A 14810-nucleotide genomic window follows, 5' to 3' on the forward strand; every position below is an offset into this window, starting at 1 on the left:
CATATGAATGATGCTCGCATCGCCGGCCGGAATATGCAAGGGTCGCGTGACGAGGGATCGGCTGGAGGAGCCACGAGGATGAACCTGCCCCTGAAGAACAAGCATGTTTTGCTGACGGCCGCCGGCCAGGGCATCGGCCGCGCGAGCGCCATCGCCTTTGCCCGCGCCGGTGCGACCGTCGTCGCGACGGACATCAACACGGACGCCCTGGCGACGCTCGAAGGCGAAGCTGGGATCACGACGCGCCAGCTCGACGTCCTGAATGAGCAGGCGGTGACGGCCGTGGTGGCCGAGACCGGGCCCTTCGACGTGCTGTTCAACTGCGCAGGTGTCGTGCATGGCGGAACGGTCCTGGACATGGCCGACAAGGATCTCGACTTTGCCTTCGATCTCAATGTCCGCGCGATGATCCGCACCATCCGCGCCGTTTTGCCGGCCATGCTCGAGCGCGGCGACGGCTCGATCATCAACATGGCCTCAGTCGCGAGTTCAATCAAAGGCGTGCCGAACCGTTTCGCCTATACCGTCACCAAGGCAGCCGTCATCGGCCTCACCAAGTCAGTCGCCGCCGACTATGTGACGCAGGGCATCCGTTGCAACGCGATCTGCCCCGGCACCGTCGAAAGCCCCTCGTTGCAGGACCGCATGCGCGCACAAGGGGACTATGACGCCGCGCGCGCGGCCTTCATCGCCCGTCAACCCATGGGCAGGCTGGGCACGCCGGAAGAAATCGCCGACCTCGCCGTCTACATCGCCGGCGCCACCTATACCTCGGGCCAGGCCTTTGCCATTGATGGCGGCTGGACGATCTGAGCAATGCCCATACGGCATTGCAAACAGCAAGACACTCAGCGGCTGAGCCGCCACCTTCAGGAAGGAAGAAGACAATGAAACTGATGCGCGTCGGCCCGTTGGGTCAGGAAAAGCCTGCAATACTCGACAAGGACGGCAAGGTCCGCGACCTCTCGGGCCACGTCGCAGACATCGGCGGCGCCGCCATCTCGCCGGAAGGTCTGGCAAAGATCGCAGCCATCGATTCAGCCTCCCTGCCGGAGATTGCCGTCGATCGCATCGGCGCCTGCGTCGCTGGCACTGGCAAGTTCATCTGCATTGGCCTCAACTATTCCGACCACGCCGCTGAGACGGGCGCTGCCGTGCCGCCGGAGCCGGTGATCTTCATGAAGGCGACCTCGGCCATCTGCGGTCCGAACGACGACGTGCTCATCCCCCGCGGTTCGGAGAAGACCGACTGGGAAGTCGAGCTTGGCGTCGTCATCGGCAAGACCGCAAAATACGTCTCGGAAGCGGACGCGATGGATTATGTCGCCGGCTACTGCGTCTCCCACGACGTCTCCGAACGCGCCTTCCAGACGGAGCGTGCAGGCCAATGGACCAAGGGCAAATCCTGCGACACCTTCGGCCCGATCGGCCCCTGGCTTGTCACGAAGGACGAGATCGCCAACCCGCACGACCTCAAGATGTGGCTCTCCGTCAACGGCAAGATGATGCAGGACGGCTCGTCGAAGACCATGGTCTACGGCGTCGCCCACGTCGTTTCCTACCTCAGCCAGTTCATGAGCCTCCACCCTGGCGACATCATCTCCACCGGCACGCCTCCGGGCGTCGGCCTCGGCATGAAGCCGCCGCAGTTCCTGAAGGCCGGCGACGTCGTCGAACTCGGCATCGAGGGTCTCGGCACGCAGAAGCAGACGTTCAAGGCGGATGCTTGATCAACCTCTAAAACAAAGACCCCCGCCAACGTGGCGGGGGTCTTTTTGTTTTCAGGCGATGCGCAATCAGAACCTGTAATTGACGCCAACCCGGATCAGGTGACTCGACGGGTCGGACTTGTAGCTATCCGTCGGGCTGACAGTCCCGAGCGGCGAGGTGCGCTGACGGTAATCGGTATAAAGATACTCAGCCTTGAAGCTCAGCGCATCGGTCATGGCATATTCAGCTCCCACGCCGGCGACGTAACCGAAATAGGTCTGCTGGTCTTGCCCGTTGATCGCGCCGACCACCGGATCGACGCCGCCCTTGCCACCGGCCACGGCGAGACCACCGGTCACATATAGAAGCGTGCGGTCCATGGCCACACCGACGCGCGCGCGCGCCGTACCTTGCCAGCCCAGCTCGTAGTAGCAGTTCTGGGAGGGGAAGCCTGCACAGGCCTTGTCGCCCTTAATCTTCGCCCAGGAAACATCCGCCTCGACACCATAGACCATGTTGCCGTTTTGGATGTTATAGCCCGCAGTCACGCCGGCGAGGCCGCCGCGCAAGGGCGTTTCGGAAAACAGCGTGCCCGAGCCGGTCTGCGTTTCCACTTCGCCGACGGCGCCACCGCCGACAACACCGATATAGCCGCCGGCCCAGTCGTGAATGATATCAGCGACATCGCCCTGTGGCGGCAGCGGTAGTGGTGCATTAGATGAATTAAGGTCGGCTGCCGTCGCTGCCGTTGTGATAAACCCGGCAGAAATACCGGCAAGAAACAACCTGATGCTCACGAAAACTCCTGCGATCACACTGGCCACCATCTAAGTGGCCTATGGTTAACGTCCGGTTTTCCTAGCAACCCATGGAAGAAAAAAGCCGGGCGTCACCACCCGGCTTTACAGTTTCGATCTGATCCGAAGCTTACTTGATCAACGGCAGGATGCTGTCGATCGACTTCTTCGCGTCACCGTAGAACATGCGCGTGTTCTCCTTGTAGAATAGCGGGTTCTCGATGCCGGAATAGCCGGTGCCCTGGCCGCGTTTGGAGACAAACACCTGCTTTGCCTTCCAGACTTCCAGAACCGGCATGCCAGCGATCGGCGAGTTCGGGTCTTCCTGGGCAGCCGGGTTGACGATGTCGTTCGAGCCGATGACGATGGCGACATCCGTTTCGGGGAAGTCTTCGTTGATCTCGTCCATTTCCAGCACGATGTCATAGGGAACCTTGGCTTCGGCGAGCAGCACGTTCATGTGGCCCGGCAGACGGCCGGCAACCGGATGGATCGCAAAGCGCACCGTCTTGCCGGAAGCACGCAGCTTGCGGGTCAGTTCCGACACCGACTGCTGTGCCTGGGCGACTGCCATGCCGTAACCCGGGATGATGATGACCGAGTCCGCATCATTGAGCGCATTGGCGACACCATCGCCGTCAATCGCGATCTGCTCGCCCACGACTTCCATCTGCGGTCCCGTGGTTCCGCCGAAGCCGCCGAGGATGACCGAGACGAAGCTGCGGTTCATCGCCTTGCACATGATGTAGGAGAGGATGGCACCGGACGAACCGACCAGCGCGCCGACGACGATCAGGAGATCGTTCGACAGCGAGAAGCCGATGGCCGCTGCCGCCCAGCCGGAATAGCTGTTCAGCATCGACACGACGACCGGCATGTCGGCACCGCCGATGCCCATAATCAAGTGGTAGCCGATGAACAGCGCCAGAAGCGTCATCAGGATCAGCGTCCAGCTGCCGGCGCCCTGGAAGTAAAGTACCAGCAGGATCAGAGAGCCAAGGGCGGCAGCGGCGTTGAGCATATGACCGCCCGGCAGCTGCTTGGCCGTCGTGTTGACCTTTCCCGCCAACTTTCCATAAGCGACCACAGAGCCCGTGAAGGTGATGGCACCGATGAAGACGCCGAGGAAGACCTCGATCTTCAGAACGGCGATCTCGGCACTGGTCTTCTCGGCAATCTTCAGGGCGAAGCCGCCGAAATCGCCATACAGCGTCGCCTGACCGGCCTGGGCCGCACAGGCCGCAGCGCTCAGCGGATCGCAGCCGGTGAGCCCGGCGTCGGCTAGTGTGCTGGCGATGCGCCACATCTCGATTTCGGCATTGAAGCCGATGAAGACGGCGGCGAGACCGACCAGCGAATGCATGGCGGCCACGAGCTGCGGCATTTCCGTCATCTGAACGCGCTGGGCAACGACCCAGCCGATACCACCGCCAATGGCAATCATGACGACTGAGACGAACCAGTTGCCCGCACCAGGACCATAAAGCGTTGCGACGACGGCAAGCCCCATGCCGACGATGCCGTACCAGACGGCGCGCTTGGCGCTTTCCTGGCCGGACAGACCGCCGAGCGACAGGATGAAGAGAACGGCTGCGACGACATAGGCCGCTGTGGTGAATCCGTATTCCATGTGTGTGTCCCCTCCCCTAACTCAAGACTTCTGGAACATGGCAAGCATGCGCCGTGTCACCATGAAGCCGCCGAAGATGTTGATGCCGGCCATCAGGACCGACAGCGCACCGAGGATGATAACCAGGAAGTTACCGGACCCGATCTGCATCAGGGCACCCAGAATGATGATCGAGGAGATGGCATTGGTGATCGCCATCAGCGGCGTGTGCAGCGAGTGGCTGACATTCCAGATCACCTGGAAACCGACGAAGCAGGCGAGCACGAAGACGATGAAGTGGCTCATGAAGCTGGCTGGCGCATAAAGACCGGCAAGCAGGATCAGCGCACCGCCACCGGCCAGCATCGCCACCTGGTTGCGGGTCTGGGTCTTGAAGGCCAAGATTTCCTGCGCCCGCTTCTCCTCGGGCGTGAGCTCCTTCACCTTTTCCTTGGGCTTGGCAGCCGCGATCGCCTGGATCTTTGGCGGCGGTGGCGGATAGGTGATCTCGCCGTCCTTGGTGACGGTGGCGCCCCGGATGACATCGTCTTCCATGTTGTGCGCGACAACGCCGTCCTTGGCCGGCGTCAGATCGGTCATCATGTGGCGGATATTGGTCGAGTAGAGCGTCGACGACTGAGCGGCCATGCGGCTCGGGAAGTCGGTATAGCCGACGATGGTGACACCGTTCTCGGAGACGATCTTCTGATCCGGCACGGTCAGGTCGCAATTGCCGCCGCGTTCTGCCGCGAGGTCAACGACGACGGAGCCGGGCTTCATTGCGGCGACCATGTCAGCCAGCCAGAGCTTCGGAGCATCCCGGCCCGGGATCAGGGCGGTAGTGATAACGATGTCGATCTCGGGCGCCAGTTCGCGGAACTTGGCAAGCTGCTTTTCGCGAAATTCCGGCGACGACGGGGCTGCATAACCACCCGTTGCAGCGCCATCCTGCGTTGCTTCGAATTCGAGATAGACGAACTGCGCGCCCATGCTTTCGATCTGCTCGGCGACCTCAGGACGGACGTCGAAGGCATAAGTAATGGCGCCGAGCGAAGTCGCGGTGCCGATCGCGGCCAGACCGGCGACGCCTGCACCGATCACCAGAACCTTGGCCGGCGGCACCTTGCCAGCCGCCGTCACCTGACCGGTGAAGAAGCGGCCGAAATTGTTGCCGGCCTCGATCACGGCGCGATAGCCGGCGATATTGGCCATCGACGATAGGGCGTCCATCTTCTGGGCGCGGCTGATGCGCGGCACCATGTCCATGGCAACGACGGTCGCGCCCTTGTCTTTGGCCTGCTCGAGCAGAGCCGTGTTCTGGGCCGGATAGAAGAAGGAGATCAGGGTCTTGCCAGGTCCGAGACGATCGACTTCAGCCGTTTCCGGCGGACGCACCTTGGCGATGATGTCGGCCGTTTCGTAAAGCGCGGCGGCCGTTTCGACCACTGTCACGCCGGCGGCGCGATAGGCGTCGTCGGACAAGCCCGCAGCCTTGCCTGCACCGCTTTCGATCACGCATTCATAGCCGAGCTTCTGCAACTGTGTGGCGCTGTCCGGCGTCATCGCGACGCGGGCCTCACCGGCATAAATCTCCCTTGGCGATCCGATCTTCAATCCCATCTCCCAAACTCCGTTCGAACGGGTTCTACCTACTGTCCTTCGCCCAAAGTCGAAGGACTCTCCGATCGCGGACACGACCAGAACTAAGGCCCCCTGTCTAGTCCAGCTCCGAGAACAAATGACGGTTTTGTCCCTAGGCTTATCCGCTTAAACCGATTTTTGTTGCAGCGCACACGCGCGGCTCCCGCCGACACTCAATGGAACAATTGACCGCTGGCCCTGTTTCCCACGGGAACAACGCACCAAGGAGACCCACATGCTGCAATGGATCCTCATCCTTCTTCTGATCGCCGCCGTCGCAAGCCTGCTCGGTTTTCGGGGCGTGGCCGGCGCCTCGGCCGGCGTCGCCAAGATCCTGATTTTCATCGTCTTGATCGTCATGATCATTGCGCTTTTCACGGGCGTCCTCATCGTCGCCTGACGAGAGTTTACCCAGACGTGAAAAGGCCCGCACGCTACCCAGGCGATGCGGGCCTTTTTGTTCGCCCCGATCAGATCAGGGGCCTGACCCTTTGCTCGTCCGGGGTCCAGCCGGAAATTTCCTGCAGGCCGAGCGGGTCGACGATGTCGCAGCCCCGCTCGCGCCAGCGAATGAGCCCCCGGTCGGCGAGCTTCTTCAGCGTCTTGTTAGTATGGACAATCGAGAGCCCGAGCGTGTCGGCAAAATGCATCTGCGTCACGGGAATGTGGCGGTGATTGTCGCCGAGAATGCCGGAATTCATCCCACGGTCGAACAGGAAAGCGAGGAGGTAGGAAGCCCTTTCCAGCGCAGACCGGCGTCCGATGCTGAGCAGATGTTCGTCGAGAATGGACTCTTCGCGCGCGGCAAGCCAGGTGAGATCAAAGCCCAGCCCCGGATGCAACTCGAACAGGGAAAACAGGCGACTTCTTTCGAAGACGCAGAGCGTCATGGGTGTCAATGCTTCCACCGAATGCTGCATCTCGGCCATCACTGCGCCCTGCAAGCCGATCATGTCACCGGGTACGATATAGTTCAGGATCTGCCGTCGGCCGTCTTCGAGGATCTTGTAGCGAAAGCCCCAACCGGAAAGCACGGTGTAGAGATGTGCGCTGCGCGCGCCTTCGACGAGGACCGTGGTCCCGGGATCGGCAGCGAGCTCGCCACGCTTGAAGGTGGAGACAAACTCCAGTTCCGCTTCAGTGAAGGGGCGGAACCGTTTCATCTGCCGCAAGGGACATTCGAAACAGCTGATGCGAATGGGAGAGTGACGCGGTTCAATTGCCACGGGATAACCTCGTTTGTCCGTCATGCTGTTCCAGGCTGGAACAATGAAGGCTGCACATGTCTTTTTTAAATGACGCTCGTCGGGGCACGTCCCATAACGCGCTCCTGACAAAAGGAAGTTCCATGATGACTGCGCCGCTCCGCGTTCTCGTTGCCGAGAACCAGTATCTGATTGCCATGGAGGTGGAGCGCATTCTTCTCGACGATCTGCCTTGCGATGTGACCATCGCCCCGCTGGCCCGCCTGGCGGAGGCCGTACAAACGACCGCATTCGATGTGGTGATCATCGACGCAGTCTTGCACGAGGCCTTGAATGTGGAACGTGCAGACCTGATCATGAAAGCCGGCGCGAAGCCGGTCTTTCTGTCGTCCTACGGCCATTTCACCGACATCCCAAGCATCGTGACCGCTCATCCGCTGGTCACAAAGCCGCCGCAGGCCCATGAACTGGCTGCGGCGGTTTTGAAAGCGGCGTATGGTCACGGGCCCTCAGACGGCGAAGGCCTTCTTGATGACCGCTGAGCTGTGCGCATCGGGGCCGTAATCGCCCTCGCCGCTCACACCCAGGATCTCCTGAAGCTTGTTGCGCGCCCGATTGATGCGGCTCTTGATGGTGCCCACGGCACAACCGCAGATCTCGGCGGCTTCTTCATAGGCGAAGCCGGAGGCGCCCACGAGAATGATCGCCTCACGCTGATCGCTTGGCAACTGATCGAGTGCACGCTTGAAGTCCTGCAGGTCGAGTGAACCATACTGCTGGGGATGGGTGGAGAGCTGCGACGTGAAGATGCCGTCGGTGTCGGAGACCTCGCGGCCACGCTTGCGCATCTGCGAATAGAATTCGTTGCGAAGAATGGTGAACAGCCAGGCCTTCATGTTGGTGCCGGGCTCGAAATGATCCTGCTTCGCCCATGCCTTCATGATCGTGTCCTGCACCAGATCGTCGGCGACGTGATGTCGGCCGGTCAGCGATACGGCGAAGGCACGCAGGTTTGGAAGCGCTGCCAAGAGGTCGCGCTTGAAGGAGCGGTCGATCGACTTCTCGTCAACGGTCATCGAGCATTGTCCTTGATGCGAGTGGACTCACTGGCCTGGCGTTCGGCCACATCCAGTTGCTCCAGGAGCTGGAGGAACCGATCCGGAATCCCTTCTTCCTGTACCGATTGATAGTATTCGCGCAATTGCGCGGACACGCCGGGATGAAAGGCGGCCATTCCAGGCAGCCCGTTCGTAGCCGGCGCTTTCTTCGAATGTTCTGTCATTTGGTCCAACGGGTTTGAAACAGTGTCGCCTGACAACGCCAAAGGGCGCAGAAGGTTCCCGAAGATGCAATTATTTTATTTCAACGCTGCGCCGCTCTCGAAACCGTGACCCCGATGGAACAAAGCCCGGTAGCCAACGTTCAACCGGCATCGAAACAGGAGAACCCAATATGCTTTATTACGCACTCGTATTTCTGGTCGTCGCCTTGATCGCTGGCGTCCTCGGCTTCGGTGGCATCGCTGGCGCATCGGCTGGTATCGCCAAGATCCTCTTCGGTATCTTCATCATTCTCTTCCTCATTTCGCTCGCCATGCGGCTCTTCCGTCAGGCGTGAACGGGAAACTAACCTAGCAAAAAAGGCCGCTTCCGAAGAAGCGGCCTTTTTTCATGGGACAAATTCGGATCAAAGCTCAGAGCATGATCCAGACGACAGCGGCGAATAGCAGGACGAGAATGACGCCGAGCGTCGTGACGGTGAAGGGGCCGTAGCGGGGCGGCACCTGAGATTCGAGGTCCTGGTCGAGGCCAGCCTGCTGTGCGATATGGCGGTTCTGCGAGTCGATATTGACGGACTTAGGTTCCGCCGAGGCATCGGGCTTCATCTTCATTCTCCATAACGTTCGGCTGGGACGGGCGGCACCAAGGCCTGCGCTTCGGCAGGGCCCGCGGTTGAAACAGGTGCGCCGAGCACCGCGAGCTTGTTCGGGTCGATCGTCTGACGGATGTTTCGACCAGCAACCAGATCGGCACTCACGGGGAAACAATCCCCATAGATGATCTCAGCCATGGCCCGGGCGCGCTTAAGTTCTTTCGGCAGCGCGCCATAGCAAGCCTCGTCCGTATCATAGGAGATAACAGCGACCGGGTCCTGCAGACAGGTGGTGTCTTGCGGATGGCAGGCCACAATGACCATTAGGGCAGCCATACTGTTCATGATCGTTCTCCGTGTTACCTGAAGGTTAACGCGAAGACTGCACGACAGTTCCGGGAACAACGGCGTGAGACGCCTGTTCTGCCGGGGTTTATGAGCGAATCAGGCCATGAATGTAGTGGAGTTTGCCAATCACCGGCTCGGACAGCACGAAGGGATAGAGATCCTGCTGCCCCATGCTGCGATTGATACTATTGATCGCCAGCGTCAGCGGCACCCAGGCGCGGATCAGGGCGCCTGCACTGCCCATGCCATAGCTGTCGAAGGTTCGCGTCAACTCGATCGCCGGCAGATCGGCCTCGACATCGGGATTGGTTCTGAGGCCGAAGGCATCCGCCGTGTCGAGTGCATCGACGATGTGGAAGTAATGGGCAAAGGACTCGGCGAAATCCTCCCAAGGATGGCTCGCGGCATAGGCCGAGATGAAGCTGTTCTCCCAGCCTAGCGGGGGCCCCTCGGCATAGTGGCGTTTCAGAGCCTCACCGTAATCGGCCCGCTCGTCGCCGAACACACTCCGGAAGGCCTCGAAGGCATTCCTGTCCCGCACAAGGACATTCCAGTAATAATGGGCCACCTCATGGCGGAAATGGCCAAGCAGAGTGCGGAAGGGCTCTCCGAGCGCCACACGCCGTGCCTCACGTTCTGCGTCGGAACCCTCGGCGATGTTGAGCGTGATCAGGCCCTCGGCATGACCGGTCAGCACTGGTCCGTCACTGCCGTCTGCCGGATCGTCTGCGAGGAATTCAAACCCCAGACCTTGCTCGGGATTGGCTTTACGCGTCACCAGCGGCAGCCTGAACCGCAGTAGCGAGTAGAACAGCCCGCGTTTCGCAAGCTCGATCCTCTGCCAGTTTTGCAGGTTTTCCGGCACCGACAGATCCGGAATCGTGACATTGTGCCGGCAGGCGACACAAAAGCCGCTGTCGTCCTCATCTTCAACGAGCCAGTTGCACCCACCGAGGGCTGCATTGGCGCAAGGCCGAGTGCTACCAGTTGCCGTCATACCCTGGTTCAGTACATGCGTGCCAGAAGCATCCAGTGCCACCATGTCGAGACTTGTCGGACGGAAGGCCAGACGCGCGCCGCATGTGACGCAGCCGTCATTTTCGAAATGCACGACGTTCGAGCAGTTGCTGCAACTGAACAGGCGCATGACCGTATCTTTCCATGAAGGGACACCCGCGGGGGCGCCAAAGGATCAGTCGAAGATCTCGAGCGGAAAGCGCAGTTCGTACCGCACCTGTCCGTCCGTCAGTTCGTGATGCGCCTCGCCGTTCACCGAAGATGGAACAACGCGTTCCAGCACGGTGCTGCCGAAGCGGGCCGCCTTGACTTCTTCGTTTTCGCGCGCGGTGAATGGTTCGGACCAGACGATCACCACCACCGGACCCGCGGGCGTTTCGAGCTTCCGGCACGAGACCTCGATCGGCTGACGCCGCTGCAGGAAATCGCCATGGCTGACGGCATTGACCACCAGCTCATGCAGGGCAAGCCCGATATGCAGCGAAGCATTGGGTGTCAGAAGAACGTCGTCGCCGGACACATGGACCAGATCGGCGTTTTCCTGAACGTAGCGATCGACCTGCTGCTTGAGGAGATCGCGGAAATAGGCCCCCCGCCAGCTGGAGTCGGTGATCAGGTCTTGCGACTGGGACAGGGCATGCAGCCGGCCCCGGAATTTTCCGAGGAACATGTCCAGCGTCCCGGAATAACGGGCCGTCTGGGATGCGATGCTCTGGATGATGGCGAGAAGGTTCTTCGACCGGTGGCTGACTTCCCGCAGCAGTGCGCGCAAAAGCCTTTCACGACGCCGGTCTTCGGTGCGATCGATGACGACGGTGATCAGATGCAAATCGTGATCCGCCATCTCGACCATGCGGCAGCGGAATTCGAAGAAAGTATCGTCTCCAGCTTCGATCTCGAGCTCCGCATGATCCCCGGCCTTATCGAGCCCGGACTTCAGCTCAGCGAGCTTTTGCCCGATCTCCGGCCCGAAGATCGTGTCGTCGGACGGAGTTGCGCCCGCCGCCAGCCGCCAGCGAGCCGGCAGCGAGGTGATGCAGACATAGGTACCATCTTTATCCTGAAGGGTGAGGCTGGCGCCCATATCGATGAGCGCGGTTATGAAGAACTCCCGCAGCTGTTCGTCGCCGCGCTGAGGTTCAAACCATGTCAACCGATGTACCAATTGCCTGCTCCGCCATTATCGGCATCTGGGACCGGCTCCGTCTGCCGGTCCATTCCTCGCTCTAACCTATGCCCCAAAAGAGCTATATCAAGCCTGCTCGGTCACGCGCTCGTTGAAGAAAAGCGCCTGACTGATCAAAGCCTTGACCATGTCGGGGTTGAACGGCTTGGTGACCAGGAAGGCAGGCTCCGGACGCTCGCCGGTCAACAGACGTTCCGGGAATGCCGTGATGAAGATGACCGGGATGCTATCGACCTTGAGGATGTCGTTCACGGCATCGATGCCCGAGCTTCCATCCGCAAGCTGGATGTCGGCGAGGACCATTTTCGGGCTGGTACGCTTGTAGAGATCGACGGCTTCGGCATGGGTACGGGCGATGCCGGTCACGCGGTGACCGAGGTCTTCGACCATCTGCTCGATGTCGAGCGCGATCAGAGGCTCGTCTTCGATGATCATGATATCGGTGGCCACCTGGCGGGAGATTTCCATCGAGGCCTCGTTGAAGAGCACGTTGAATTCGGCTTCGCCGACGCTCAGCACACTGGCCGCTTCAGAGGTGGTGAAGCCTTCGACCGTGATCAGAAGGAAGGCGTGGCGCGCGCGCGTCGGCACCGATGCAAGGTTGGCGGCGGCCCGCTTTTCCCAGGCAAAGGGCGAGGTGATCTGCGGAAGCTCGACCTTGGTTGAATCGTAGATCGTCACGAACAGCTTGTAGAGAGCGACACGGTCATCACCAGTGTCGGGAAAAATGGAGATGTCGGCGATCAGCGCTTCCAGGACCGCTGCGACATAGGCATCTCCGGAAGTCTGCGAACCGGTGACGGCGCGAGCAGTAAGGGACATGCAGTTCTCCAATCGAAATGGATAAAGGTGCGGACTCGGCAGAAAACGCGGCTCGGAAAAAAATGTTCCATCGTCTTTGGAACTTTTTTGCCTCTTCGGGCTTATCACGTTAATTGTCGTCTCGCTTGGCAAACTGACGGAACTGGACAGACATGGCTGAAGGCCCTCCGGATGGAAACAAATCGAAGAAACTGTCCGAGGCAAAGCGGCAAAACACGAACGCGCTCATAGCTTCAAAGCTTCGTGGATACTACGACAGCATCGTCGAAGAAGGCACTCCCTCACATCTTCTCGACCTGCTTGAAAGGCTTCACGACGCGGAAGCAGAAGCCAGGTCCAGGAAACCCTGACATGTCGACGGCCGGGCTTCGAAAAGCCCAGCCTGCAATCAAAAGCGCTCGTCAATCACGATCGCTGCCGATACCTTGCGATTTGGCGACCCCGTAGGCGACCGCTGCAATCGCCGCGGCAGTCAGCAGGGACCGTCCCTTCATCAGCGCCGGCACACCGGCCAATAGCTGCAGCGTCATCGGATCAGGCAGCCGTGCCCTTGCAGCCCTTTGACGGGCTTCCATGCGCCGCTCGGCGCGACGGTTGATAGCCTGAACCACGACAATGACGATGATGGCGCAAAGCGCCGTCACGCCAGCAATGACCAGAGCCGCATAGACTGGACCGATCACGCCGCTCAGGTAGAATCCGAGCGCCAGAAGCAGCGCGACATAGGTCGTCAGCCCCAACACACCGGCGATCGCACCCGCCATCACTGAGCGCCCGACCTTGTTGGCGGTCGGCCGCACCTTGCCAAAGGCGACGATGCCTAGTTGTCTAAGGAGTGGCAGCATGATCAGCGCCGGCTGAGAAGCGCAAGGACGTAGCCGACGCCGGCTGCCATGGCGAGCGACTGAAGCGGCTTGGCGCGAACATAGGCCTCGATGTCTTCTTCGGCATTCATGAAGCGCTCACGCGCGCTGTCGATGTACTCCTGCGAGGTTTCACCGGCCTGACGGATCTTGCCGCCACCGAAGGAGGCAACGGTCTGGGTCAGCGCAGCGATATCGCGGCGCAGGGCCTCGAGGTCGGCCTGGACGTCACCGCTGGTTGCGGTACCCGCCGTATTCGCCGTGTCTTCGATGCGGTCCGCGAAATCGTTTGCCGTCGCTTCGATCTTGCTTTTGGAGGCGCTCGGTACCTGGGCCATGGAATTCTCCTTCGCTTGTTCATGAAATGCAGTTCACAACAAGAACGCCGAGACAGGGCGAGTGTTCCATCATGTACCCGGGCTTTTCTTAGCCATGGCAAGGCCGACCCGAATCTTGACGCGCCCCTTACTGGACAGTGGAACTTCCGTCCGGCCGCCGACGTTTTCAGCGCCGAGGACATCACGCCTCGACATTTCACCAACACGGGAGAAATCCGATGAATTGGAATCAGATCGAAGGCAATTGGGAACAGTTCAAGGGCAAGGCCCAGAGCCAGTGGGGCAAGCTGACCGGTGACGATCTCGACGTCATCGCCGGCAAGCGCACGGAACTCTCCGGCAAGATCCAGGCTGCCTATGGCAAGACCCAGGAAGAAGCCGATCGCGAGATCGACGACTGGATGAGCCGCAGCTGAGACTGACAGGTTTTAGAATGCCCGGAACCCGGAAGCACCTGCTTCCGGGTTTTTTGTTGTGCCTCAGGCAGCCACCGTGCTTGCGCCGTAGGTCACACCCTTTTCCTTGAGCCACCGACGATAGGCGATGGACGAGGCATCTGCCCTAGTCGGGATCTCCTTGCGCGGCTCCAGCGGAAGAAGCACCGGCCGCTGGTTTTCCAGGATGATCCGGTCCTGCAGGAAGATCATCTGCTGGAAATGGATAAGCTCCGTCGTCGTCGAGACATCGTCGATCAGATACATGATCGGATGCGCGCGGCAGCGGCCCGGATCGAGCGGCTGGACGAAGAGCCCGATGACATCCCAGCGATTGGTGGCGTTGGGACATGTCTTGTAGAGGATCGTGGTGAACGGCGTCATCACCCGGTACATGTATTGTGTGGTAATGCCGTCAGACGCAGACAGAGCGGCCTGCGGCTGGAAGAAGGTGCAGTTGGTCGCCCAGACCTCGTCTTCCTCGCGCCGGATCTCGACATCATAGCTCTGCACTTCCGTATGCGGCTCGGCGCCGAGAACGTCGGTATGGACGAAGGGGAAATGCGCCATGTCGAGAAAGTTCTCGACGATGCGAAGACCTGATGCCTTCACGGTGACCACACCGCAGGGCACATAGCGTCTATCAGGCTCGTCGGCCTCCGGCAGCGGAAAGATCTCGCGCTCGGGCTGGCCCAGTGTCGCCCAGAGAAAGCCGAAGCGATGGCGTAGCGGCAGCGGCTCCGCCCGCCCCTGGGCAAAGACCTCGATCGCCCCATCCGCCTGCTTGACGACGGTGAGATCCGTCCCGAGCAGCCGGTTCTGCGATCGACCAACCGGGATCACCGCCTCGGTATCGAGCACATACCACTGATCAAGCGACGCCTTGTCGATACCGTTCTGCATAATCTGTCTTTCCTCTGGAGCACGGGAGAAACCGCTTGAAACCCGATCTCGCCCGCCGCTAGATT

At 60.5% G+C, this 14810-nt stretch carries 21 protein-coding genes; 7 read left to right on the forward strand and 14 right to left on the reverse strand.

What is annotated here, in order from left to right; genetic code table 11:
* The first annotated feature begins 78 nt into the window (after nucleotides 1–78).
* Both GH983_RS15085 and GH983_RS15090 read left to right on the forward strand, forming a co-directional pair.
* Nucleotides 79–813 carry an SDR family oxidoreductase gene (locus GH983_RS15085; protein ID WP_153762825.1) on the forward strand — a complete coding sequence of 245 codons (735 nt, stop codon included), beginning with the start codon at nucleotides 79–81 and terminating at the stop codon, nucleotides 811–813.
* A 74-nt stretch (nucleotides 814–887) separates the two neighbouring features.
* Entirely contained in the window at nucleotides 888–1730 is an 843-nt protein-coding gene (locus tag GH983_RS15090; RefSeq protein ID WP_069043335.1) for a fumarylacetoacetate hydrolase family protein, read from the forward strand.
* Between the two features lie 66 nt (nucleotides 1731–1796).
* On the opposite strand, the gene GH983_RS15095 is transcribed toward GH983_RS15090, so the two are convergent.
* The 3 genes from GH983_RS15095 to GH983_RS15105 form a co-directional block, all read right to left on the reverse strand.
* Nucleotides 1797–2507, reverse strand: coding sequence for an outer membrane protein (locus GH983_RS15095; protein WP_194842727.1), 711 nt, complete (start codon nucleotides 2505–2507; stop codon nucleotides 1797–1799).
* Between the two features lie 130 nt (nucleotides 2508–2637).
* Nucleotides 2638–4137: an NAD(P)(+) transhydrogenase (Re/Si-specific) subunit beta gene (locus GH983_RS15100; protein WP_153762827.1), complete on the reverse strand. Its 1500-nt coding sequence runs from the start codon at nucleotides 4135–4137 to the stop codon at nucleotides 2638–2640.
* A 21-nt stretch (nucleotides 4138–4158) separates the two neighbouring features.
* A complete protein-coding gene (locus GH983_RS15105) occupies nucleotides 4159–5730 on the reverse strand; it encodes a Re/Si-specific NAD(P)(+) transhydrogenase subunit alpha (protein ID WP_153762828.1) in 1572 nt (523 codons plus the stop codon).
* Between the two features lie 262 nt (nucleotides 5731–5992).
* Between GH983_RS15105 and GH983_RS15110 the strand changes: the two genes are divergently transcribed.
* Entirely contained in the window at nucleotides 5993–6157 is a 165-nt protein-coding gene (locus GH983_RS15110) for a DUF1328 domain-containing protein (protein ID WP_069043333.1), read from the forward strand.
* A gap of 70 nt (nucleotides 6158–6227) precedes the next feature.
* Here GH983_RS15110 and GH983_RS15115 read toward each other — a convergent pair whose 3' ends face one another.
* The gene (locus GH983_RS15115; RefSeq protein WP_082347554.1) at nucleotides 6228–6983 is read right to left on the reverse strand and encodes a Crp/Fnr family transcriptional regulator; all 756 of its coding nucleotides are present in this window, start codon (nucleotides 6981–6983) and stop codon (nucleotides 6228–6230) included.
* A gap of 122 nt (nucleotides 6984–7105) precedes the next feature.
* Here GH983_RS15115 and GH983_RS15120 point away from each other — a divergent pair, with 122 nt between their 5' ends.
* A complete protein-coding gene (locus tag GH983_RS15120) occupies nucleotides 7106–7504 on the forward strand; it encodes a hypothetical protein (RefSeq protein WP_153762829.1) in 399 nt (132 codons plus the stop codon).
* Here the strand turns inward: GH983_RS15120 and GH983_RS15125 are convergent.
* Together GH983_RS15125 and GH983_RS15130 are read right to left on the reverse strand one after the other, a co-directional pair.
* Complete coding sequence (locus GH983_RS15125) at nucleotides 7472–8038, reverse strand: RNA polymerase sigma factor (protein ID WP_153762830.1); 567 nt, start codon at nucleotides 8036–8038, stop codon at nucleotides 7472–7474. The genes GH983_RS15120 and GH983_RS15125 overlap by 33 nt on opposite strands.
* Nucleotides 8035–8244: a NepR family anti-sigma factor gene (locus GH983_RS15130; RefSeq protein ID WP_040299467.1), complete on the reverse strand. Its 210-nt coding sequence runs from the start codon at nucleotides 8242–8244 to the stop codon at nucleotides 8035–8037. The genes GH983_RS15125 and GH983_RS15130 overlap by 4 nt, the downstream gene beginning before the upstream one ends.
* A gap of 170 nt (nucleotides 8245–8414) precedes the next feature.
* On the opposite strand from GH983_RS15130, the gene GH983_RS15135 reads away from it, so the two are divergent.
* Entirely contained in the window at nucleotides 8415–8579 is a 165-nt protein-coding gene (locus GH983_RS15135; protein ID WP_069043330.1) for a DUF1328 domain-containing protein, read from the forward strand.
* A 76-nt stretch (nucleotides 8580–8655) separates the two neighbouring features.
* On the opposite strand, the gene GH983_RS15140 is transcribed toward GH983_RS15135, so the two are convergent.
* The 5 genes from GH983_RS15140 to GH983_RS15160 form a co-directional block, all read right to left on the reverse strand.
* On the reverse strand, nucleotides 8656–8847 hold the full coding sequence (locus GH983_RS15140; protein ID WP_153762831.1) for a hypothetical protein: 192 nt from the start codon (nucleotides 8845–8847) through the stop codon (nucleotides 8656–8658).
* Between the two features lie 2 nt (nucleotides 8848–8849).
* On the reverse strand, nucleotides 8850–9179 hold the full coding sequence (locus GH983_RS15145; protein ID WP_236759282.1) for a hypothetical protein: 330 nt from the start codon (nucleotides 9177–9179) through the stop codon (nucleotides 8850–8852).
* A gap of 88 nt (nucleotides 9180–9267) precedes the next feature.
* Nucleotides 9268–10329: a putative zinc-binding metallopeptidase gene (locus tag GH983_RS15150; RefSeq protein WP_153762832.1), complete on the reverse strand. Its 1062-nt coding sequence runs from the start codon at nucleotides 10327–10329 to the stop codon at nucleotides 9268–9270.
* A 45-nt stretch (nucleotides 10330–10374) separates the two neighbouring features.
* Complete coding sequence (locus tag GH983_RS15155) at nucleotides 10375–11352, reverse strand: sensor histidine kinase (RefSeq protein WP_082347547.1); 978 nt, start codon at nucleotides 11350–11352, stop codon at nucleotides 10375–10377.
* 99 nt (nucleotides 11353–11451) lie between these two features.
* Nucleotides 11452–12207 (reverse strand): response regulator, encoded by a 756-nt coding sequence (locus GH983_RS15160; RefSeq protein WP_153762833.1) that lies wholly within the window; start codon nucleotides 12205–12207, stop codon nucleotides 11452–11454.
* A gap of 152 nt (nucleotides 12208–12359) precedes the next feature.
* On the opposite strand from GH983_RS15160, the gene GH983_RS24125 reads away from it, so the two are divergent.
* Nucleotides 12360–12557 carry a NepR family anti-sigma factor gene (locus tag GH983_RS24125; RefSeq protein WP_069043327.1) on the forward strand — a complete coding sequence of 66 codons (198 nt, stop codon included), beginning with the start codon at nucleotides 12360–12362 and terminating at the stop codon, nucleotides 12555–12557.
* Nucleotides 12558–12608: 51 nt separating this feature from the next.
* On the opposite strand, the gene GH983_RS15165 is transcribed toward GH983_RS24125, so the two are convergent.
* Nucleotides 12609–13052 carry a hypothetical protein gene (locus tag GH983_RS15165; RefSeq protein ID WP_054147939.1) on the reverse strand — a complete coding sequence of 148 codons (444 nt, stop codon included), beginning with the start codon at nucleotides 13050–13052 and terminating at the stop codon, nucleotides 12609–12611.
* A 2-nt stretch (nucleotides 13053–13054) separates the two neighbouring features.
* Nucleotides 13055–13408, reverse strand: coding sequence for a YqjD family protein (locus GH983_RS15170; RefSeq protein ID WP_054147938.1), 354 nt, complete (start codon nucleotides 13406–13408; stop codon nucleotides 13055–13057).
* A gap of 218 nt (nucleotides 13409–13626) precedes the next feature.
* Here GH983_RS15170 and GH983_RS15175 point away from each other — a divergent pair, with 218 nt between their 5' ends.
* Nucleotides 13627–13824, forward strand: coding sequence for a CsbD family protein (locus GH983_RS15175; protein WP_054147937.1), 198 nt, complete (start codon nucleotides 13627–13629; stop codon nucleotides 13822–13824).
* 63 nt (nucleotides 13825–13887) lie between these two features.
* Here GH983_RS15175 and GH983_RS15180 read toward each other — a convergent pair whose 3' ends face one another.
* Nucleotides 13888–14745: an aromatic ring-hydroxylating dioxygenase subunit alpha gene (locus GH983_RS15180; protein ID WP_054147936.1), complete on the reverse strand. Its 858-nt coding sequence runs from the start codon at nucleotides 14743–14745 to the stop codon at nucleotides 13888–13890.
* Between the last annotated feature and the right edge of the window lie 65 nt (nucleotides 14746–14810).

Source organism: Agrobacterium sp. MA01 (genome assembly GCF_009650195.1).
Taxonomy (GTDB): Bacteria; Pseudomonadota; Alphaproteobacteria; order Rhizobiales; family Rhizobiaceae; genus Allorhizobium.